Here is a 20,230-nt window from a genome sequence, read left to right on the forward strand (position 1 = left end):
GCGTTCCGGTTTCGGGCTGCCCGCCGGTCGCTGTGCTTCGTGGTTCCGGGTTGCCCCCGGGGTGCCGCGTGTTTCGGTTCTGGACGGCCCAGGGGGGCGCTTCCCGGTCGCTTCCGTCCACCCCCTCCCCGACATGCGTACCGGTCGGTATGCTCAATCCGTCCGAGCGTCACCGCCGCCGTACCCGGGAGGCCCCGTGCCCCGCACCGCCCTGCGCATCTGCCCCCTGTGCGAGGCCACCTGCGGCCTGACCCTCACCGTCGAAGACGGTCGCGTCACCCGCGCCCGCGGGGACCGGGACGACGTCTTCAGCAAGGGGTTCATCTGCCCCAAGGGCGCCGCCTTCCCGGCCCTCGACTCCGACCCCGACCGGCTGCGCGCCCCGCTCGTGCGGGTCGACGGCGTCCTGCGCGAGGCCACCTGGGACGAGGCGTTCGACGCCGTCGCCGCCGGCCTCCGGCCCGTCGTGGAGCGGCACGGCCCGCACGCCGTCGGGGTGGTCCTCGGCAACCCCAACGTGCACACCATGGCCGGCGCCCTGTACCCACCGCTGCTCCTCGCCGGGCTGGGCACCCGTAGCCTGTTCACCGCCTCCACCGTCGACCAGATGCCCAAGCATGTCTCCAGCGGCCTGCTCTTCGGGGACGCCCAGGCGATCCCGGTGCCCGACCTCGACCGCACCGACCACCTGCTGCTGATCGGCGCCAACCCGCTGGAGTCCAACGGGAGTCTGTGCACCGCCCCCGACTTCCCCGGCCGCCTCAAGGCGCTCCGGGCCCGCGGCGGGACGCTCACGGTCGTCGATCCGCGCCGCACCCGCACCGCCCGTCTCGCCGACCGGCACGTGGCCGTCCGGCCCGGGACGGACGCGATGCTGCTCGCCGCCATGGTGACCGTCCTGCTGGACGAGGGCCTGACCGACCTCGGCGGACTCGCCCCGCACGTCCAAGGGGCCGACGAACTCGCCGCGGCCCTCGCCGACTTCACGCCCGAGACGGTCGCCCCGGCCTGCGACGTCGACGCCGACACCGTCCGCGCCCTGGCCCGGGAGCTCGCCGCCGCCCCCACCGCCGCCGTCTACGCCCGCATCGGCAGCTGCACCGTCCCGCACGGCACCCTCGCCAGCTGGCTCGTCGACGTGCTCAACACCCTCACCGGCAACCTCGACCGGCCCGGCGGCGCCCTGTTCCCCCAGGCCGCCACCGACCGGACCCCTCGTCCCGCCGGCCCGGGCCGCGGCTTCGCCCTCGGCCGGTGGCACTCCCGGGTGAGCCGTCACCCCGAGGCCAAGGGCGAACTGCCCCTGGCCGCCCTCGCCGAGGAGATCGACACCCCGACGGACGAGGGCACGCCCGTCCGCGCCCTGATCGCCGTGGCCGCCAACCCCGTCCTGTCCGCGCCCGACGGCGACCGGCTCGACAAGGCGCTGGAATCCCTGGACTTCATGGTCAGTGTCGACCCGTACCTCAACGAGACCTCCCGCCACGCCCACGTCGTCCTGCCACCGCCGCCGCCCGCACAGAGCCCCCACCACGACTTCGCCTTCAACACCCTCGCCGTACGCCACCAGGTCCGCTACACCCGCCCCGCCGTCCCGCTCCAGCCAGGCCGCATGGCCGAGACCGAGATCATGGCCCGGCTGATCCTCGCGGCGACCGGGCAGCACGGTGCCGACCCGGCCGCCGTGGACGCCCTGGTCGTCGACCAGACTCTCGGCAAGGCGGTACGGGACCCGAACTCCCCGGTGCACGGCCGCGATCCGCAGGAGCTGGCCGCCCGGCTCACCGGCGACAACGGCCCCGAACGCCGCCTCGACATGATGCTGCGCCTCGGACCCTACGGCGAAGGCTTCGGCGCGCGGCCGGACGGCCTCACCCTGGAGCGGCTGCTGGCCCACCCCCACGGTATCGACCTGGGGCCGCTGCGCCCCCGGCTGCCGCAGCCCCTGAAGACCGTGAGCGGCAAGGTGGAACTGCTCCCGGGGCCGATCACCGACGACCTGCCCCGGCTCCGCGCCGCCCTCGCCGAACGCCCTGCCGGACTCGTCCTCGTCGGGCGTCGGCACCTGCGTTCCAACAACAGCTGGATGCACAACGTGCCCGCCCTCACCGGTGGCACCAACCGCTGCACCCTGCACATCCACCCGGAGGACGCCGGACGCCTCGGGGTCCGGGACGGCGAGCCGGTGCGTGTGAAGGGTGCCGGGGGAGAGGTGATCACGCCTGCCGAGGTCACCACCGAGGTGCGCCGGGGCGTGGTCAGCCTGCCGCACGGCTGGGGCCACGACCGCCCCGGCACCCGTCTGCGCCACGCCGCCACGGACCCCGGCGTCAACGTCAACCAGCTCCTGGACGGCAGTCTCCTCGACCCGTTGTCGGGCAACGCCGTCCTCAACGGTGTCCCGGTGGAGGTCTCCGCCCAGGCGCCCGGCCGGCCGGACGCCCCGCACAGCGCTGCGACGTGAGCCGGGAGCCGTGAACCGTGAGCCGTGAGCCGGGACAGGGCGCGCCCGTCGCCGCGAGTGCGGTCCGCGCCCGACACCGACCGGGGACCGGACCCGGCCGCCGGGCCGGCGAGGCCGTCACCTGAGCACGGCCTCGCCAGGAGCACGGCCGTGACCGCAATGCGGCCGTGACCGCAGTACGGCCGTGACCGCAGTACGGTCGTGACCGCAGTGCGGCCGTGACTGAACCGCACCGGTTCGAATGGAGCAGGGCTCTGGATAGGGCTTTGACCGGATTGCGGGTGGCTCTGACCTGAGCAAAGCCCTGACCTGGAGTTCTGCGCTTATTGCTCGCGCTCCGACGTCTTGTTCACGCTTTTTCGCACCGCCTAACGTCTCGTCGCACCGCCGGCCCTGGTGGGAGTTCAAGGGCGAACGTTAGGTGTTCCATTCATGCTGACCATTCTCGGCTTCACCATGATCGCGACCTTCCTGGTCCTGATCATGATGAAGAAGATGTCGCCGATCGCGGCGCTCGTGCTGATCCCCGCGCTGTTCTGCGTGTTCGTCGGCAAGGGCGCCCACCTGGGTGACTACGTCATCGACGGCGTCGTCGCGCTGGCGCCCACGGCGGCGATGCTCATGTTCGCGATCGTCTACTTCGGGGTGATGATCGACGTCGGTCTGTTCGACCCGGTCGTCCGCGGCATCCTCCGCTTCTGCCGGGCCGACCCGATGCGGATCGTCGTCGGCACCGCGCTGCTGGCCGCGATCGTCTCCCTCGACGGCGACGGGTCCACCACCTTCATGATCACTGTCTCGGCCATGTACCCGCTGTACAAGCGGCTGAAGATGAGCCTGGTCGTGATGACCGGGGTCGCCGCCATGGCCAACGGCGTGATGAACACGCTCCCCTGGGGCGGCCCGACGGCCCGCGCCGCCACCGCGCTGAAGCTGGACGCGAGCGACGTCTTCGTGCCGATGATCCCGGCGCTGCTGGTCGGCCTGCTGGGGGTCGTGGTGCTGGCCTACGTCCTCGGACTGCGCGAGCGCCGCCGACTGGGCCTGCTGACGCTCGACGAGACCGTCGCGGAGGAGAAGACGGTGGCTCAGGCGGGCGGGACGGTCCTGACCGGCGCCGGTGCCGCGACCGGCGCCACGACGGCAGGTGCGGCGACGGGTGCGACGCTGGCGGGGGCCACGGCGGCGGGCGTCACGGCGGCGGGTACGGCCTCCCGGCCGGGCGGGAGCGAGTTGCCCGCCGGCGGTTCCGGGGCCGGGGCGGACGCCGGGGAACTGCCCGGGGTGCGGCCGGGGCAAGGGCCCGGGACGGAGGACGAGGACGACGACTTCCCGGGACTCGACCCCGCACGCGCCACCCTGCGCCCCCGGCTGTACTGGTTCAACGCCCTGCTCACGGCAACCCTGTTGACCGCCATGATCATGGAGTGGCTGCCGATCCCGGTGCTGTTCCTCCTCGGCGCGGCGCTCGCGCTCTCCGTCAACTTCCCGCACCTGCCCGACCAGAAGGCGCGGATCGCCGCGCACGCCGACAACGTCCTCAACGTCTCCGGCATGGTGTTCGCCGCCGCCGTCTTCACCGGCGTGCTCCAGGGCACCGGCATGGTCGACAGCATGGCCGAGTGGCTGGTCGGCGTCGTCCCCGAGGCGATGGGTCCGCACATGGCCCTGGTCACCGGCGTGCTCAGCCTCCCGCTGACCTACTTCATGTCCAACGACGGCTTCTACTTCGGTGTGCTGCCCGTCCTCGCCGAGGCCGGCGCCGCACACGGCGTCACCCCGCTGGAAATGGCCCGCGCCTCCCTCGTCGGCCAACCGTTGCACATGTCCAGCCCGCTGGTGCCCGCCGTCTACGTGCTGGTCGGCATGGCGAAGGTCGAGTTCGGCGACCACACGCGGTTCGTGGTGAAGTGGGCGGTGCTGACGTCACTGCTGATCCTCGGCGCGGGGCTCCTCTTCGGCATCGTCTGACGAGCCCAGCCCTGTGGCCCGGGGCCGCCGCCCGACCCGTTCCGCCCGACTCGTTCCCATCGACACGTGCCGATCAACCCGTGCCGATAGGCCCGTTCCGGTCGATTCGTTCCGGTCGACTCGTTCCGCCCGATCCGTTCCAACCGATTCGATCCGTCCAGGAGGACCCGACCATGACGCCCGGCGGGAACCGCGGCTGGCTGCTGCGCCTCGTCATCGCCTTCAGCTTCGCGCAGGGGGCGGTGTCGATGGCCCGGCCCGCCGTCTCCTACCGGGCGCTCGCCCTCGGTGCCGACGAACGGGCGGTCGGCGTGATCGCCGGGGTCTACGCCCTGCTGCCGCTGTTCGCCGCCGTACCGCTCGGCCGGCGCACCGACCACGGCCGGTGCGCGCCGCTGCTGCCGGCCGGGGTGGTGCTCATCTCCGGAGGCTGCGCGCTGAGCGGCGTCGCGGGGTCCCTGGGGGCCATGGCCCTGTGGAGCGGGGTGATGGGACTCGGGCACCTCTGCTTCGTCATCGGCGCGCAGTCGCTGGTCGCCCGCCAGTCGGCGCCGCACGAACAGGACCGCAACTTCGGCCACTTCACCATCGGCGCCTCCCTCGGCCAGCTCGTCGGCCCGATCGCGGCCGGCGGATTGATCGGCGGCGCCGACATGGCCCGCACCAGCGCCCTCGCGCTGCTCGCCGCGGGTGCCGGGGCGGCGGTCGCGTTCACCTCGCTGTGGCGCATCGAGCGGCCCGGCACCGCGGCGGCAGCGCGCGCGGGGACGGACGAGCGCGTCCCCGTGGTGCGGATCCTGCGGGCCCGGGGCGTGCCCGCAGGCATCCTGATCAGCATGGCCGTGCTGTCCGCGACCGACATCCTGACCGCCTACCTGCCGGTCGTCGGCGAGCAGCGGGGGATCGCGCCCGCCGTCGTCGGCCTGCTGCTCAGTCTGCGGGCGGCGGCCACCATCGCCTGCCGGCTGGTCCTCACCCCGCTGCTGCGCCTGCTCGGCCGGACGGCGCTGCTGACCGTGACGTGCCTCGTCGCGGCCCTGCTGTGCGCGGGCATCGCGCTGCCCCTGCCGGTGTGGGCGCTCGCGGCGCTGCTCGCGGTGCTCGGCTTCAGCCTGGGCGTGGGCCAGCCCCTGTCCATGACGACGGTGGTTCAGGCCGCCCCGGACGGGGCCCGCTCCACCGCCCTGGCCCTGCGCCTGACCGGCAACCGCCTGGGCCAGGTCGCCGCCCCGGCCGCGGCGGGGCTGGTCGCCGGGGTCGCCGGTGTGGCGGCGCCCTTCGTGATGCTGGGGGCGCTGCTCCTGCTCTCCTCGGGCATCGCCCTGCGCGCCCCCGGCGCCCCCGTTCCGGCCTCCCCCGGCCCGTCCGGGAACCCCGGTGCCCGCGAGGTGCCCGGATCCGGGCACCGGTCGGATCGGGCGGACGGCTCCAGGTGCCGGGACGACGCCCACCCCGGGTGAACGGACCGGAATCCGGTCCTCCCCCTTCTCACGTACCGGGACTCCGGCAACGGAACGTGTCCGGTCCCTTCCCCCGGCCGTGCACGATCCGTTAGCTTCCGTGACTCATACGCCCCGTGCGGCTCGTACGGTTCGAGTGGCCCGGCCGGTCAGGTCGGATCAGGTCGGATCAGGCCGGTCAGGTCGGATCAGGTCGGCCGGATCGGTCAGGTCGGATCAGGCCGGTCAGGTCGGATCGCGTCGGTCAGGTCGGATCAGGTCGGCCGGATCGGTCAGGTCGGATCAGGTCGGTCAGACGGGCCCGGACGGTCCGGACGGTGCGTCGATCGCGGAGCACCCCGCTCCCTGCCGAACTCCGTGGGGGCACCCTCATGACACGCGCCATCAAGCTGCACGACGTGAGCAAGTCCTACGCCAGAGGTCCTCGCGTGGTGGACCGGCTGACGCTGGACATCGCACCCGGCGAGTTCCTCGTCCTGCTCGGACCGTCCGGCTGCGGCAAATCCACCGTGCTGCGGATGATCGCCGGCCTGGAGGAGATCGACGCGGGAAGCCTGTTCCTGGACGGCGAGTACGCCAACGACCTGCCGCCCGCCGAGCGGGACATCGCGATGGTGTTCCAGAACTTCGCCCTCTACCCGAGCATGACCAGCCGCGACAACATCGGCTTCCCGCTGCGCATCGAGGCACCCGGGGCGGACCCGTCCCCACGGGTCGACGCCACCGCCCGCATGCTGGGCATCGAGGACCTGCTCGACCGCTTCCCCGCGCAGCTCTCCGGGGGCGAACGGCAGCGCGTCGCCATGGGCCGGGCGATCGCCCGCCACCCCTCCGCCTTCCTGATGGACGAGCCGCTGTCCAACCTCGACGCCAAGCTCCGCAACCACCTGCGCGCCGAGATCTCCCGCCTCACCCGCGACCTCGGCGTCACCACGGTGTACGTCACCCACGACCAGGCGGAGGCGATGTCGCTGGGCGACCGGGTCGCCGTGCTGCGCGGCGGCGTCCTCCAGCAGGTCGGCAGTCCCCGCACGGTCTACGCGCTGCCCGCCAACGTCTTCGTCGCCGCGTTCATCGGGATCCCGCGCATCAACCTGCTGCGCGGACTGGTCCGGGCGCCGCTCGACGGGGCCATGACCATCAGCCTGGGCAAGCAGTTCCTGCGGCTGCCCGAACCCCTCTCGCTGGACCACCAGTTGCTGCGGGTGCAGCAGGGCAGGGAGGTGATCGTGGGGCTGCGGTCGGAGGCCGTCCGCATCGCCCGGGCCGACGCCGCCCGTCCCGGCGAGGTGGTGCTCACCGGGCTGGTCGAGCACGTGGAGTTCCAGGGGCACGAGGTGCTGGTCCACTTCGACACCGGCTCGCGCCCCGCCGTCCTCCCCGAACTGGAGGCGCCGCGCCCGCACCCCGGCCGCACCGACCGGCGGCGCCGTCGCGAGGGCACGGTCCTGGACCGCCTGCGGGAGCGGGCCGGGGCCCTGCGCCCCGGGGCGGTGGCCACGCTGGAACCCGACGGGCAGGCGCCGGAGCCCTCCCCGCCCGCGGGAGCCGATCCGCGGTCGCCCGGTGACCTCATCGTGCGGACCACCCCGGACGTGCGGCTCCGGCACGGCATGCAGGTGCCGCTGCTGGTCGACCTCGCGCACCTGTTCGTCTTCGACCAGCACGGTGAGCGCATCTGCCCGAACCCGGCGCGGCTGCCCGACCTGGAGGAGTGACGCCCCGAACGGCGTCCCGGGGGCGGCCGGACCGCGTCCGAGCGGCGTCCGGGCGGTTCCGAACTGCGCCCGAACGGCGTCCTGGGGGGCACCCGAACCGCGTCCGGGCGGCGTCCGGGCGGTGTCCGAACCGCTCCCGAACCGCGTCCGAGCGGCGCCGGAAGAGCGTCCCCTGGTGACGCCCAGGGTGACGCCTCGGGTGACGCCCTGAGTGACCCCCCGAGTGACGCCCCTCTCAGGCATCTCCGGCGGGTTCCCCTGGCGTCCCTAAATTACCACCGCTAGTTTATGTGGCGGCAGATCGACACCGACGACGCCCACCCTCCCGGAGGAAGCGCGATGAAGGCATACGACGGCATGTACATCGACGGCGCCTGGCGCCCGGCCGCCGGTCCGGAGGTGATCGAGGTCGTGAACCCGGCCGACGAGGAGGTGATCGCCACCGTCCCGGCGGGCACCGTCGAGGACGTCGACGCCGCCGTCCGGGCGGCCCGCGCCGCCCTCGCCGCGTGGGCCGCGACCCCGCCCGCCGAGCGCGCGGCCCGCCTCACCGCACTGCGGGACGCCCTCGACGCCCGACGGGAGGAGATCGCCGAGACGGTCACCGCCGAACTGGGCGCCCCCCTGAAGCTGTCGCAGACCGTCCACGCCGGGCTTCCCGTCGCCGTCGCCGGTTCCTACGCCGAACTGGCCGCGACGTACGCCTTCGAGGAGCGGATCGGCAACTCGACGGTGTACCACGAGCCGGTGGGCGTGGTCGGGGCCATCACCCCGTGGAACTACCCGCTGCACCAGATCGTCGCCAAGGTCGCGCCCGCCCTCGCCGCCGGCTGCACCGTCGTCGTGAAGCCCGCCGAGGACACCCCCCTGGTGGCCCGGCTGTTCGCCGAGGCCGTGCACGACGCGGGGGTACCGGCGGGCGTGTTCAACCTGGTCACCGGCCTCGGCCCGGTGGCCGGCCAGGCCCTCGCCGAGCACCCCGGCGTGGACCTGGTCTCCTTCACCGGCTCCACCGCCGTCGGCCGCCGCATCGGCGCCATCGCGGCGGGCGCCGTCAAGAGGGTCGCCCTGGAACTGGGCGGGAAGTCCGCCAACGTCATCCTGCCCGACGCCGACCTCGCCCGCGCGGTCAACGTCGGCGTCGCCAACGTGATGTCCAACTCCGGTCAGACGTGCAGCGCGTGGACCCGCATGCTGGTCCACCGGGACCAGTACGACGAGGCCGTCGCCCTGGCCGCGGACGCCGCCGCGAAGTACGGCGACCGCATCGGCCCGCTCGTGAACGCCCAGCAGCGCGACCGGGTGCGCGGCTACATCGAGAAGGGCGTCGCCGAGGGCGCCCGCCTGGTCGCCGGCGGGCCCGGCACCCCGCACGAGAAGGGCTACTTCGTCAGCCCCACGGTCCTCGCCGACGTCACCCACGAGATGACCGTCGCCCAGGAGGAGATCTTCGGCCCCGTCCTGTGCGTCCTGCGCTACGAGGACGAGGAGGACGCCCTGCGCATCGCCAACGGCACCGTCTACGGGCTGGCCGGTGCCGTCTGGGCCGGGGACGAGGAGCGGGCGGTCGCGTTCGCCCGCCGCCTGGAGACCGGACAGGTGGACATCAACGGGGGCCGCTTCAACCCGCTGGCGCCCTTCGGCGGTCACAAGCAGTCGGGCGTCGGCCGGGAACTCGGCGTGCACGGCCTGACCGAGTACCTCCAGACCAAGTCCCTCCAGTTCTAAGGGAGTCGTCACCGCCATGGCCGTACGTGCCGCTGTCCTGCCCGCCGTCTCCGCTCCCCTGGAGATCACCGGGATCGACCTGCCCGACCCCGGCCCCGGCCAGGTGCGGGTCCGCCTCGCCGCCGCCGGGGTCTGCCACTCCGACCTGTCCCTCACCAACGGCACCATGCGCCTGCCGGTGCCGGCCGTCCTCGGTCACGAGGGCGCCGGCACGGTCGTCGCCGTCGGCGAGGACGTCACCGCCGTCGCGCCGGGCGATGCCGTCGTCCTCAACTGGGCGCCCTCCTGCGGCGCCTGCGCCGCCTGCCGGCGCGGCGAGGTCTGGCTGTGCGGCAGCGCCCTCGACGGCGCCGCCCGGGTGCACGCCCACCGTGCCGACGACGGCACCGCCCTGCACCCCGGCCTGAACGTCGCCGCCTTCGCCGAGGAGACCGTGGTGCCGCAGTCCTGCGTGCTGCCCGCCCCGGACGGCGTTCCGCTCACCGACGCGGCCCTGCTCGGCTGCGCGGTCCTCACCGGCTACGGAGCCGTCCACCACTCCGCCCGGGTCGCCCCCGGGGAGAGCGTCGCCGTGTTCGGCGCCGGGGGAGTGGGCCTCGCCGCCCTGCAGTCCGCCCGCATCGCCGGCGCGTCGACGATCGTCGCGGTCGACGTCTCACCGGACAAGGAGGAGCTGGCCCGGTCGGCCGGGGCGACCGACTACCTCGTCGCCTCGGACACCACCGCCCGGGAGATCCGCGCCCTCACCGGGAAGCAGGGGGTGGACGTGGCCGTCGAGTGCGTCGGCCGGGGCACCACGATCCGCACCGCCTGGGAATCCACCCGGCGCGGCGGGCGCACCACGGTCGTCGGGATCGGCGGCAAGGACCAGCAGGTCACCTTCAACGCCCTGGAGATCTTCCACTGGGGCCGGACCCTCTCCGGCTGCGTCTACGGCAACTCCGACCCCGCCCGGGACCTGCCGGTGCTCGCCGAGCACATCCGGGCGGGGCGCCTGGACCTGGACGCCCTGGTGACCGAACGGATCCCCCTGGACGGCGTCCCCGCCGCCTTCGACACCATGATCGCGGGCAAGGGGGCCCGCACCCTGGTCGTCTTCTGACGCCGGGAGGGTCGGGAACCGCCGGACCGTGCGGATTCACGCGCGGTCCGGCAAGGGCCGGTCCTGCGCCTCGTCCCGCTGACCGGGCGCCCGGCCCCGCTTCCGGCCCTGCTTCCGGGCGGGCCTCCCCATCGCCGTCGCGCTCCGGGAGGCGCCGCCGGGGCCCGAACGGGACACCGCCACCCCCGCCAGGCAGAGGGCGCCGCCGGCCAGCGTGACGGGTCCGGGCACCTCGCCGAGGGCCAGCCACGACATCAGCACGACCAGGGCGGGCACCGCGTAGGTGGTCGCCCCCATCCGTCCGGCAGTCGTCCGCGCCAGCGCGTACGCCCAGGTGGTGAAGGCGAGCGCGGTCGGGAAGACGCCCAGGTAGACCATGTTGAGCGTGGCGGACAAGGGCGCCCGGGCCGCCTCGCTCACCAGCTGCCCGGCGAACGGCAGGCACGCCACCGCCCCCACCAGGCACCCGTACGTCGTCACCTGCAGCGGGCTCGCCACCCCCAGGGCGGGCTTCTGCGCGACGACTCCGCCCGCGTAGGCCACCGCGGCCAGCAGGCACAGCACCACGCCCAGCAGGGACGACCCGCCCTCCCCGGACATCGACAGACCCACGGTCACCGCGCCCGCGAACGACACGGCCATGCCCGCGAGCAGACGCGGCGGCATCGCGTCACCCAGCAGGCGCGCACCGAGCAGGGCGATCAGGATCGGCCCGACGTTCACCACCAGCGCCGCCGTGCCCGCGTCGACCTGCTGCTCACCCCAGTTGAGGGCCACCATGTAGAAGCCGAACCAGAGCAGCCCCGATATCGCGATCCCCCGCCACGCCGCCCGCGGGGGCGGGCCCTCGCGTCGCCAGAGGCAGATGACCCCCAGGGTCAGTGCTCCGGCCAGCAGCCGTCCCAGCGCGAGCGCGCCCGGCGAGTACGCGGTCCCGGCGCTGCGGATCGACACGAAGGCGGACGCCCAGAGCACGACGGTGACGGCCGCGGCACCCGCGGCGAGCAGTTCGCCGCGACGGGCGGGACGGGGGACGAGCCGGTTCATCATGCTCCCATGCTGGTCGGACGCGGCGCGGACGCGCTCGCGGAGGTCGGACGGGGGTCCGGGGCTGGACCTGGAGGAGTGGACGCGGACGGATCAGGCGCACCGGACCGGGCGGACCGGACCGGGACCGGGCGCACAGACCCGGGCCGACCGGGCAGAGCCCCGACCAACCGGGCGGGCGGACCTGTCGGGCGTGACCGGGCCGGTCGAACTGGGGCCGGCTACGACGGACGGAGGAGGGCGGAAGGCGGACCGGGGAGGGGCGGTGGGCAGACCGGGCGAGGGGCGGACAGCTGGGAGGGGCGGACGGCGATTCCAAGCAGACAGGGATTCGAAGGGGACGGGGACTCGAAGCGCAGGGATTCGAAGCGGACGGAGACTCGAAGCGCACGCAACCGGACGGCACGAGGACCGGACGGCGCTTCCGGCGGGCCCGCGGGCCCCGCGACGCAGGCCGGGGCGGGCGGTCCGGGACGGTGGGACGGGACGCCGACGGTCGAGGCGGGTCCCGGGCGACTCACCGGAGGCCGCCGGGGTCGATGCCCAGCAGGTCGGACAGGGCCCGTTCACCCGTCTCCGTCACCCGTACCGCCCGCCCCGATCCGATCCGCACGCACCATCCCGCCGCCAGGGCGTGCCCGCACAGTGCGGCGCCGGCAATCCCGGCGAGATGCGGGCGCCGCTCCGTACGGTCCAGGCAGGCTCGGGCCAATGGCCGTCTCCCGCCGCGGTCGAGGGCGATGCCGGCCCGGTCGAACCAGCGCAGGCCCGCGTCCGTGAGGGCGAACCCGGTGTCCTGCCGCAGCAGACCGCGCGCCGTCAGGGCATCGGTGACGGTGACGGCGAGTCGCCCGGCGAGGTGGTCGTAGCAGGTGCGGCCCCGGGCGGACGCCTCCCCGGCGCCGTGCTGCCGCAGGCTGCGCGGGCGGGCGACGGCATCGGGGGCGACCCGTGCGGCCAGGTCCTCCACCAGGTGGGCCACCCGCTCGTCGGCGAGCCGGACGTAACGGTGCCGGCCCTGCCGTTCCTCGCTCAGCAGACCGCCCGCGACCAGCTTGCCGAGGTGCTCGCTCAGGGTGGACGCGGCGACCCCGCAGGCGCGGGCCAGTTCGCCCGCGGTCCACGCCCGTCCGTCCAGCAGCGCCAGCAGACAGGCGGCCCGTGTCTCGTCCGCGATCAGCGCCGTGAGCCGGGCGAGCCCCGGTGCGGCAGGGTCCCTGTGGGTCATGTGCTCCAGGATGGGCCACGGACCGTTCGGTCCCCGCCGAAGTGTGGACCCCGACTGTCGGGGCCCCGCCGGGGGACTGCCGGGAGACGTCGGGGAACTGCCGGGAGGTGCCAGGGGTCGGTCGCCGGACAGGACCCTACTCAGGGGCTTCCCGCAGCTGCTCGTACTGCACGGCCAGTCCGTCGAGCAGCGCCCTCAGGCCGGTCTCGAAGGCGCGTTCGTCGATCTTCTCCTGCTTCTCGGCGAGCAGGTGGGCCTGGCCGAGGTGCGGGTAGTCGGCCGGGTCGTAGGCACTGGCGTCGTCGACGAAGCCGCCGGCGAAGGAGCCGAGGACGGAGCCCATGACGAAGTACCGCATCAGGGCGCCGATCGAGGTGGCCTGGGCCGGCGGCCAGCCGGCCGCGACCATCGCCCCGTAGACCGCGTCCGCGAGCCGCAGGGCCGCGGGGCGGCGGCCCGGGCCGTGGGCCAGCACCGGCACGATGTTGGGGTGGTCGCGCAGGGCGGAGCGGTAGGACACGGCCCAGTCGTGCAGCGCGGTGCGCCAGTCGCGGCCGTCCTCGAACATCGACAGGTCGACCTGCGCGCTCACCGAGTCGGCGACCGCTTCCAGGATGTCGTCCTTGGTGCGGAAGTGGTTGTAGAGCGACGGCCCGCTGACGCCGAGTTCCGCGGCGAGGCGGCGCGTGGAGACGGCCGGCAGGCCCTCCGCGTCCACCAGCGCGCGGGCGGTGGCGACGATCCGGTCGGTACTCAGCAGGGGCTTGCGCGGTCGGGCCATGGCGCACATAGTAGGGCTGCGACCTAAAACTAGCAGTGGTAATTAAATTCTGGTGGTGGTGACCCGCATGAACCTGGAGCTCAGCGAGGAGCAGAGCGCCGTCCGCCGGCTGGCCCGGGACTTCGTGGACCGTGAGGTCGTCCCGTACGCCGCCGCCTGGGACCGCGCCGAGGAGGTCGACCGCGGCATCGTCAAGAAGCTGGGCGACCTGGGGTTCCTCGGGCTGACCGTCGACGAGGAGTACGGCGGCTCCGGCGGCGACCACCTCGCGTACTGCCTCGTCACCGAGGAACTGGGCCGCGGTGACTCCTCGGTGCGCGGCATCGTCTCCGTTTCCCTGGGGCTGGTGGCCAAGACGATCGCTGCCTGGGGCGGCGAGGAGCAGAAGCGCGCCTGGCTGCCGGGGCTCACCTCCGGTGAGCTGGTCGGCTCCTTCGGGCTCACCGAGCCGGGCACCGGCTCCGACGCCGGCAGCCTCACCACCCGCGCGGTGCGCGAGGGCGACTCCTACGTGATCAACGGCAGCAAGACCTTCATCACCAACGGCACCTGGGCCGACGTCGTCCTGGTCTTCGCCCGCTCCACCGACGCACCCGGCCACCGGGGCGTGAGCGCCTTCCTGGTGCCGGCCGACACGCCCGGCCTCACCCGCCGCGCGATCCACGGCAAACTGGGCCTGCGCGGACAGGCCACGGCCGAGCTGGTGTTCCAGGACGTGCGCGTCCCGGCGTCGGCGATGCTGGGCCCGGAGGGCAAGGGCTTCTCCGTCGCCATGTCCGCCCTCGCCAAGGGGCGGATGTCGGTGGCCGCGGGCTGCGTCGGCATCGCCCGCGCCGCACTGGAGGCCGCCGTCTCCTACGCCGGGGAGCGGGAGCAGTTCGGCAAGACCATCGCCCACCACCAACTGGTCCAGGAGCTGATCAGCGACATCGCCGTCGACGTGGACGCGGCCCGGCTGCTGACCTGGCGGGTCGCCGATCTGATCGACCGGGGGCAGCCGTTCGCCGTGGAGTCGTCCAAGGCGAAGCTGTTCGCCTCCGAAGCGGCCGTGCGGGCCGCCAACAACGCCCTGCAGGTGTTCGGCGGGTACGGCTTCATCGACGAGTACCCGGCGGGCAAACTCCTGCGCGACGCGCGGGTGATGACGCTCTACGAGGGCACCAGTCAGATCCAGAAGCTGCTCATCGGCCGCGACCTGACCGGGGTGTCCGCCTTCTGAGCGCGCGGGGTGTCCGCCTTCTGAGTACGTGATCTGAGTACTCCGGCGGATGTGGGCCGTGCCACATCCGCCGATCCTGGCCGCATGAGCGACACACCGGTCAAGCAGCAGAGCACGGCCGCCTTCCACGCACAGGCCGTCGCCTCCTTCGCCATCGCCATGGTGGCCACCGCGTACGGCATCTTCCGCCTGGAGGCCGACGCCTGGGTGCGCGCCTTCCTCGGCATCGCCGTCCTGTACCTCGTCACCTCCGCCTTCACCCTCGCCAAGGTGATCCGCGACCGCCAGGAGGCCGGGCAGATCGTCTCCCGGGTGGACCAGGCGCGTTTGGAGAAGCTGCTCGCGGAGCACGACCCCTTCGAGAAGCTGTGACGCCGGCGCCCCGGGGCCGCCGTGCCTCCCGCTAAGCGCCCGCTCACCCGTGCCGGTATGGTGTTACCCCTGCCAGCGGAAGAGGTGAGCGATGAGTACGGCGGAGGAGACGGCCGGCGCCGACGCGCAGCCGTGGGGTGAGGTCACGCCCGACGCGGCGAGGCGACTGCTGCTCGCCGCGGTTGAGGCGTTCGCGGAGCGCGGCTACCACGCCACGACGACGCGGGACATCGCGGGCCGCGCCGGCATGAGCCCGGCCGCGCTCTACATCCACTACAAGACCAAGGAAGAGCTGCTGCACCGCATCAGCAGGATCGGCCACGAGAAGGTCCTGCAGGTGCTGAGGTCGGCGTCCCGCGCCGAGGGCAGCCCCACCGAGCGGCTCGCGGGCGCGGTCAGCTCCTTCGTCCGCTGGCACGCCGGCGGACGCACCACCGCCCGGGTCGTGCAGTACGAACTGGACTCGCTCGGCCCCGACGCCCGCGCCGAGATCCGCGAACTGCGCCGCCAGGTCGACGCCGAGGTGCGCACGATCATCGAGGAGGGGGCGCGCACCGGCGAGTTCGACGTCATCGACGTGCACGGCACGACCCTCGCGGTGCTCTCCCTCTGCGTCGACGTGGCCCGGTGGTTCAAGGTCGACGGACCCAGCACCCCGGAGGAGGTCGGCGCGCTCTACGCCGACCTCGTCCTGCGCATGGTGGGGGCCCGGGGTGCCGCGGAGACGCAGCGGCAATAGCAGGGCTCCGGGCGGGGCGGGGCTCAGAGGTAGTAGCGGGCCACCGACTCGGCCACGCACACCGGCTTGTCGCCGCCCTCGCGCTCCACGGTGAACGCCGTGGCCACCTGGACGCCGCCCGGCACCTCGTCGACGGCGGAGATCGTCGCCGTGGCACGCAGCCGCGAGCCGACCGGGACGGGGGCGGGGAAACGCACCTTGTTGGTGCCGTAGTTGACGCCCATCTTCACGCCTTCGACGGTGAGCAGCTGCGGGCCGAACAGCGGCAGCAGGGACAGTGTCAGGTAACCGTGCGCGATGGTGGTGCCGAACGGGCCCGCGGCGGCCTTCTCCGGGTCGACATGGATCCACTGGTGGTCGCCGGTGGCCTCGGCGAACAGGTCGATCCGCTTCTGGTCGACCTCCAGCCAGTCCGTGTAGCCCAGCTGCTCGCCCACCGCCGCCTTCAGTTCGTCGACGGACGTGAAGATCCTCGGCTCTGCCATGTCACGGCCTCTCGCGTCAGGAAAGTCGCCGCGCAGCTCGCTGCGCGACTCTAAGCGACTGCTTAGCATGGTCCGATCGGACGTTCCTGTCAACGGACCGGGCGGGCTCGCTCCCGGTCGGCGGTCCGGTCCTCGGAGGGAGCCCCCGGCCGCCCGGCGCTGGGTAGGGTTCGAGGGGTGCCACAGATTCCAGAGAAGATCCACGAGCTCTCGGTCGGCCAGCTCGCCGCCCGCAGTGGTGCGGCCGTCTCCGCCCTGCACTTCTACGAGTCCCGGGGCCTGATCAGCAGCCGCCGCACCCCGGGCAACCAGCGCCGGTTCAGCCGGGACACGCTGCGCCGGGTGGCGTTCATACGGGCCGCGCAGCGCGTCGGCATCCCGCTGGCGACGATCCGTGAGGCACTCGCCCGGCTTCCCGAGGAGCGCACGCCGACCCGGGACGACTGGGCCCGGCTCTCCGAGGCGTGGCGTGCGGAACTGGACGAGCGGATCAAGCAGCTCAACCGGCTGCGCGACCACCTCACCGACTGCATCGGCTGCGGCTGTCTGTCCCTGGACACCTGCGTCCTGTCCAACCCGGACGACGTCTTCGGCGACCGGCTCACCGGCTCCCGTCTGCTGGCCGAGAAGCCCCGCCCGGCCCGAGGATCCGCCCGTCCCCGGCGGTCGTGAACACCGGGTCGCCGCCCCGTACCGGCGGCCGACCGTCGACGTCGGTGACTTCGGCTCCGTCGGCACGGTGCGAGGGGCGGATCCGACGGGCCCCGGCCCGGCTTCACACGCGGTGACCGGCCTCCTGCGGGGGCGTGCTCGCCCGTGGGGCCCGGGACGGACGGCAGCCGTCGGTTCGGGGCGGTACGGGCAGGCCCCCTTCCCTCTGCTCCTTCAGGGAGCCTGCCCGCGGGGAAGGGTCTTCGCGCCGACCGTTGCGCCGACCATTGCGCCGGCCGGGCAGCGGCAGCAGGGGCGTGCGGCATCCCCGGCGCACGGCGCACGCCTGCTCCGTGTCGTGCTCCCACGGCCCGGCCGGCCCGGCCCGGCGTTTCGTCAACCGGCATCCTGCTCCGTCCCGCCCCCTGTTTCGTCCGCCCCCCTATTTCGTCCGGTGTCCCGGTTCCGGCGGGTCTGCTCCGCCGGGGTGCACGGTTGCCCGGTTGCCCAACCCGGTTGTCCGGCGTCCGGGCGTCCGGACGTGTCGATGGTTCGGGGCCGCCCCGCCGCCACCCGTCCGTCCCCGTCGACGGGGCTCGCTCCTGTCCTCGTCCGTCGCGTACGGCGCCGCCGCGCGCGGTGGGTGGTGTCGGTCAGGCCGACACCAGCAGCCTGGCCCGGCGGGCGTCCGCCAGGGCGCCCGGGGTGAGCACCGGGCGTGGCACCAGGATGCCGCAGTCCGTGCAGACCGGTCCGGCCGACGGCTCGTGATCCAGGTCGTAGCGCCAGGTCAGACGCTCGCCCCGGCAGACCGGGCAGGCCGTGCCCGGCTCCCGCTCCAGCGCGGCGATCAGCCGCCGCAGCACCTCCGCCAGCGGTTCCGTCGGATGCACCCGGGGGTCGTCGCACCAGGCCACGCCGAACCCGCCCCAGGTCATCCGGTGCCAGTCGTCCACACTGCCCGGCCTGCGCAACCCGTCCTGCTTCTCCTTCCTGCGCCGTGCGGCGAACTCGACCTCGTAGGCCAGCCAGACCGCCCGGGCCTCCTCCAGTTCCTCCAGTGCGGCCACGAGCCGCGCTGGGTCGACGGAGCGGTCCTCGGGGTCGAACCCGGCCCGTGAGCACAAGTGGTCCCACGTCGCCCTGTGCCCGTAGGGAGCGAACCGCTCCAGGCACTTCCGCAGCGAGTAGCGCCGCAGCGCCAGGTCGCACCGCCGATCACGCACCTGTCTCGCCAGACTTCGGAAACCGGCCATCCTCCTGCACCTCCGTCACACCTGCACCTGTAATCCGGTCACTTCGGCGTCGTCGAAAGGACGTCGCCGAGTAGACGTGTCGACACGCGATTCGGCTCCATCCTCTTTCCGGCTGCCGCCGGGCCGCCCGCCCCGGCGTCCCGGTCAACTCCCCCGATCCGTAGTTCAGTTGTGGTCGAACACGGGGTCCGCGCCGGGGTCCGCACATCCCGGGAGGCGGAACCCCGCCGACCTGAGAACTCCCCGCAGGAGCCACGGGTTCCTGAAGACCCCGCGGATATGCGTGCCGATCGGCGTCCGGGCGTCCCGGTGTCCGGGACGGACGGGGTCCGCCGGGCGGTGTCCGCGCTGGTGGCAGACGCAAAGGGGTGGTGTCCGGCACGGGGCCGGACACCACCCCTTTCGGCGTGAAACTGCTCGGCGAACCGAACCGCTCGGCGAGCCGTACCGCCCGGTCGGTGCTCGGCGGAGGGCAGCCCCCCGGCGGGCACGGACGGGTCGGCGGAACCGCTCGGCGGGAGGCCACTCGACGCACACGCAGCGGGGGTGCCGCCCGCTGCGGGGCGGGCCCGCTCGGCGGTGGAGCGTCACCGGTGGTGGGCAGGGGAGCCGGTGGGCCGGTGGCCCTCCGATCAGCGGTAGAGCAGGTACTCCCGCCGGGTCCGCCGGAACGCGGCGAGGTCCTGCTGCCAGCCGGCCACCACCTCGTCGGTGTCCGCACCGGCGTCGATCATGGTGCGCACCCGCGCGGAACCGGTGAGCTTGTCGATCCAGTGGTCGGGGCGCCAGGCGAAGCCGCTCCACACCTGCTTGGCGGTGATCAGCAGCCCGACGCCGGTGCGCACCGGGTCGAACGCCTCCCGGTCGTGGATGTGCAGCTGCACACCACCGACCGTCTTCCCCTGGAACTTGGAGAAGACCGGCGCGAAGTACGCCTCCCGGAACCGCACCCCCGGCAGGTCCAGTCCGTTGGCCGCCTCCGCCCAGCCGCCGTCGACGCCCTCGGCGCCCAGCAGCTCGAAGGGCCTGGTGGTGCCGCGGCCCTCGGAGAGGTTGGTGCCCTCGAACAGGCACGTCCCCGAGTAGACCAGGGCCGTCTCGGGGGTGGGCATGTTCGGGCTCGGCGGTACCCAGGGCAGCCCGGAGGCGTCGAAGAAGTCCGACCGCTTCCAGCCCGTCATGCGAACCGTCTCCAGCGGCACCGGCGAGGTCAGGAACTCGCCGTTGAACAGCAGCGCCAGCTCCGCCACCGTCATGCCGTGCGCCTGGGAGACCGGCTCCCGTCCCACGAACGTCGCGAACTCCTTGTGCAGGACGGGGCCCAGCGCCGCCCGGCCGGTGACCGGGTTCGGCCGGTCCAGCACCACGAACCGCTTGCCCGCGAGTCCGGCGGCCTCCATGCAGTCGTAGAGCGTCCAGATGTACGTGTAGAACCGCGCCCCGACGTCCTGGATGTCGAACACCACGGTGTCCACGCCGGAGGCGGTGAAGATGTCGGCCAGCGGCCGGCCGCTCTTGAGGTAGGTGTCGTACACCGGCAGGCCGGTCGCGGGGTCGTCGTACCGGCCTTCCGAACCGCCCGCCTGGGCCGTGCCCCGGAACCCGTGCTCGGGGCCGAAGACGGCGATCAGGTCCACCCGGTCGTCGGCGTGCATGACGTCGACGATGTGCCGCGCGTCGCGGGTGATGCCCGTGGGGTTGGTGACGACGCCCACCCGCTGCCCGTCGAGCAGGGCGTAGCCGTCCGCCGCGAGGCGTTCGAAGCCGGTGGCCGTGCGCCGACCGCGGCCCGCGGCGGTCGGCGGGGCGGCGGCGTGGGCCGGGGCGGCGGACACCGCCATCGCGGCCGTGGTGGTGGCGAGCAGGGTCCGTCTGGACAACCTCATGGGGCGGCCTCCGTGATCGCTGCGGATGTCATGCACACGCACGCTAGCTGGCGGCGGCCCGCCACGGAACGAACCGCACCGGACGGGGCTGTCACGACCCTTCCGTACGACATACCGACCGGT

The 20,230-nt window shown here is 73.6% G+C and carries 16 protein-coding genes; 10 read left to right on the forward strand and 6 right to left on the reverse strand.

Going from position 1 to position 20,230, the window contains the following annotated elements; all coding sequences use genetic code 11:
* Positions 1-196: 196 nt before the first annotated feature.
* From AB0F01_RS11290 to AB0F01_RS11315, 6 genes are all read left to right on the forward strand, one after another.
* Entirely contained in the window at positions 197-2,464 is a 2,268-nt protein-coding gene (locus tag AB0F01_RS11290; protein WP_362092802.1) for a molybdopterin oxidoreductase family protein, read from the forward strand.
* A 432-nt stretch (positions 2,465-2,896) separates the two neighbouring features.
* The gene (locus AB0F01_RS11295) at positions 2,897-4,435 is read left to right on the forward strand and encodes a citrate:proton symporter (RefSeq protein WP_362092805.1); all 1,539 of its coding nucleotides are present in this window, start codon (positions 2,897-2,899) and stop codon (positions 4,433-4,435) included.
* A 173-nt stretch (positions 4,436-4,608) separates the two neighbouring features.
* Positions 4,609-5,895 (forward strand): MFS transporter, encoded by a 1,287-nt coding sequence (locus AB0F01_RS11300; protein ID WP_362092808.1) that lies wholly within the window; start codon positions 4,609-4,611, stop codon positions 5,893-5,895.
* Positions 5,896-6,266: 371 nt separating this feature from the next.
* Positions 6,267-7,613 carry an ABC transporter ATP-binding protein gene (locus AB0F01_RS11305; RefSeq protein ID WP_362092811.1) on the forward strand — a complete coding sequence of 449 codons (1,347 nt, stop codon included), beginning with the start codon at positions 6,267-6,269 and terminating at the stop codon, positions 7,611-7,613.
* Positions 7,614-7,952: 339 nt separating this feature from the next.
* Complete coding sequence (locus tag AB0F01_RS11310; RefSeq protein ID WP_362092814.1) at positions 7,953-9,341, forward strand: aldehyde dehydrogenase family protein; 1,389 nt, start codon at positions 7,953-7,955, stop codon at positions 9,339-9,341.
* A gap of 16 nt (positions 9,342-9,357) precedes the next feature.
* Positions 9,358-10,443 (forward strand): Zn-dependent alcohol dehydrogenase, encoded by a 1,086-nt coding sequence (locus tag AB0F01_RS11315; protein ID WP_362092816.1) that lies wholly within the window; start codon positions 9,358-9,360, stop codon positions 10,441-10,443.
* Positions 10,444-10,479: 36 nt separating this feature from the next.
* Here the strand turns inward: AB0F01_RS11315 and AB0F01_RS11320 are convergent, their stop codons facing one another.
* The 3 genes from AB0F01_RS11320 to AB0F01_RS11330 form a co-directional block, all read right to left on the reverse strand.
* Positions 10,480-11,490, reverse strand: coding sequence for a DMT family transporter (locus AB0F01_RS11320; protein ID WP_362093548.1), 1,011 nt, complete (start codon positions 11,488-11,490; stop codon positions 10,480-10,482).
* Positions 11,491-12,007: 517 nt separating this feature from the next.
* Positions 12,008-12,718, reverse strand: coding sequence for a winged helix-turn-helix domain-containing protein (locus tag AB0F01_RS11325; protein ID WP_362092819.1), 711 nt, complete (start codon positions 12,716-12,718; stop codon positions 12,008-12,010).
* Positions 12,719-12,854: 136 nt separating this feature from the next.
* Positions 12,855-13,508, reverse strand: coding sequence for a TetR/AcrR family transcriptional regulator (locus tag AB0F01_RS11330; protein ID WP_362092822.1), 654 nt, complete (start codon positions 13,506-13,508; stop codon positions 12,855-12,857).
* Between the two features lie 58 nt (positions 13,509-13,566).
* Between AB0F01_RS11330 and AB0F01_RS11335 the strand changes: the two genes are divergently transcribed.
* The 3 genes from AB0F01_RS11335 (at position 13,567) to AB0F01_RS11345 (ending at position 15,829) form a co-directional block, all read left to right on the forward strand.
* Complete coding sequence (locus tag AB0F01_RS11335; RefSeq protein ID WP_362093551.1) at positions 13,567-14,718, forward strand: acyl-CoA dehydrogenase family protein; 1,152 nt, start codon at positions 13,567-13,569, stop codon at positions 14,716-14,718.
* 84 nt (positions 14,719-14,802) lie between these two features.
* Positions 14,803-15,090 carry a YiaA/YiaB family inner membrane protein gene (locus AB0F01_RS11340; RefSeq protein WP_164336190.1) on the forward strand — a complete coding sequence of 96 codons (288 nt, stop codon included), beginning with the start codon at positions 14,803-14,805 and terminating at the stop codon, positions 15,088-15,090.
* A 91-nt stretch (positions 15,091-15,181) separates the two neighbouring features.
* Positions 15,182-15,829 carry a TetR/AcrR family transcriptional regulator gene (locus tag AB0F01_RS11345; protein WP_362092826.1) on the forward strand — a complete coding sequence of 216 codons (648 nt, stop codon included), beginning with the start codon at positions 15,182-15,184 and terminating at the stop codon, positions 15,827-15,829.
* Positions 15,830-15,852: 23 nt separating this feature from the next.
* Here the strand turns inward: AB0F01_RS11345 and AB0F01_RS11350 are convergent, their stop codons facing one another.
* Positions 15,853-16,314 (reverse strand): MaoC family dehydratase, encoded by a 462-nt coding sequence (locus AB0F01_RS11350; RefSeq protein ID WP_362092828.1) that lies wholly within the window; start codon positions 16,312-16,314, stop codon positions 15,853-15,855.
* Positions 16,315-16,491: 177 nt separating this feature from the next.
* Between AB0F01_RS11350 and soxR the strand changes: the two genes are divergently transcribed.
* The gene (gene soxR / locus AB0F01_RS11355; protein WP_362092831.1) at positions 16,492-16,986 is read left to right on the forward strand and encodes a redox-sensitive transcriptional activator SoxR; all 495 of its coding nucleotides are present in this window, start codon (positions 16,492-16,494) and stop codon (positions 16,984-16,986) included.
* A gap of 632 nt (positions 16,987-17,618) precedes the next feature.
* On the opposite strand, the gene AB0F01_RS11360 is transcribed toward soxR, so the two are convergent.
* Together AB0F01_RS11360 and AB0F01_RS11365 are read right to left on the reverse strand one after the other, a co-directional pair.
* On the reverse strand, positions 17,619-18,221 hold the full coding sequence (locus tag AB0F01_RS11360; RefSeq protein ID WP_362092834.1) for a hypothetical protein: 603 nt from the start codon (positions 18,219-18,221) through the stop codon (positions 17,619-17,621).
* Between the two features lie 632 nt (positions 18,222-18,853).
* Entirely contained in the window at positions 18,854-20,107 is a 1,254-nt protein-coding gene (locus AB0F01_RS11365; RefSeq protein ID WP_362092837.1) for a DUF1343 domain-containing protein, read from the reverse strand.
* Positions 20,108-20,230: the final 123 nt, after the last annotated feature.

This window comes from Streptomyces sp. NPDC029526, from assembly GCF_040637405.1.
Taxonomy (GTDB): domain Bacteria; phylum Actinomycetota; class Actinomycetes; order Streptomycetales; family Streptomycetaceae; genus Streptomyces.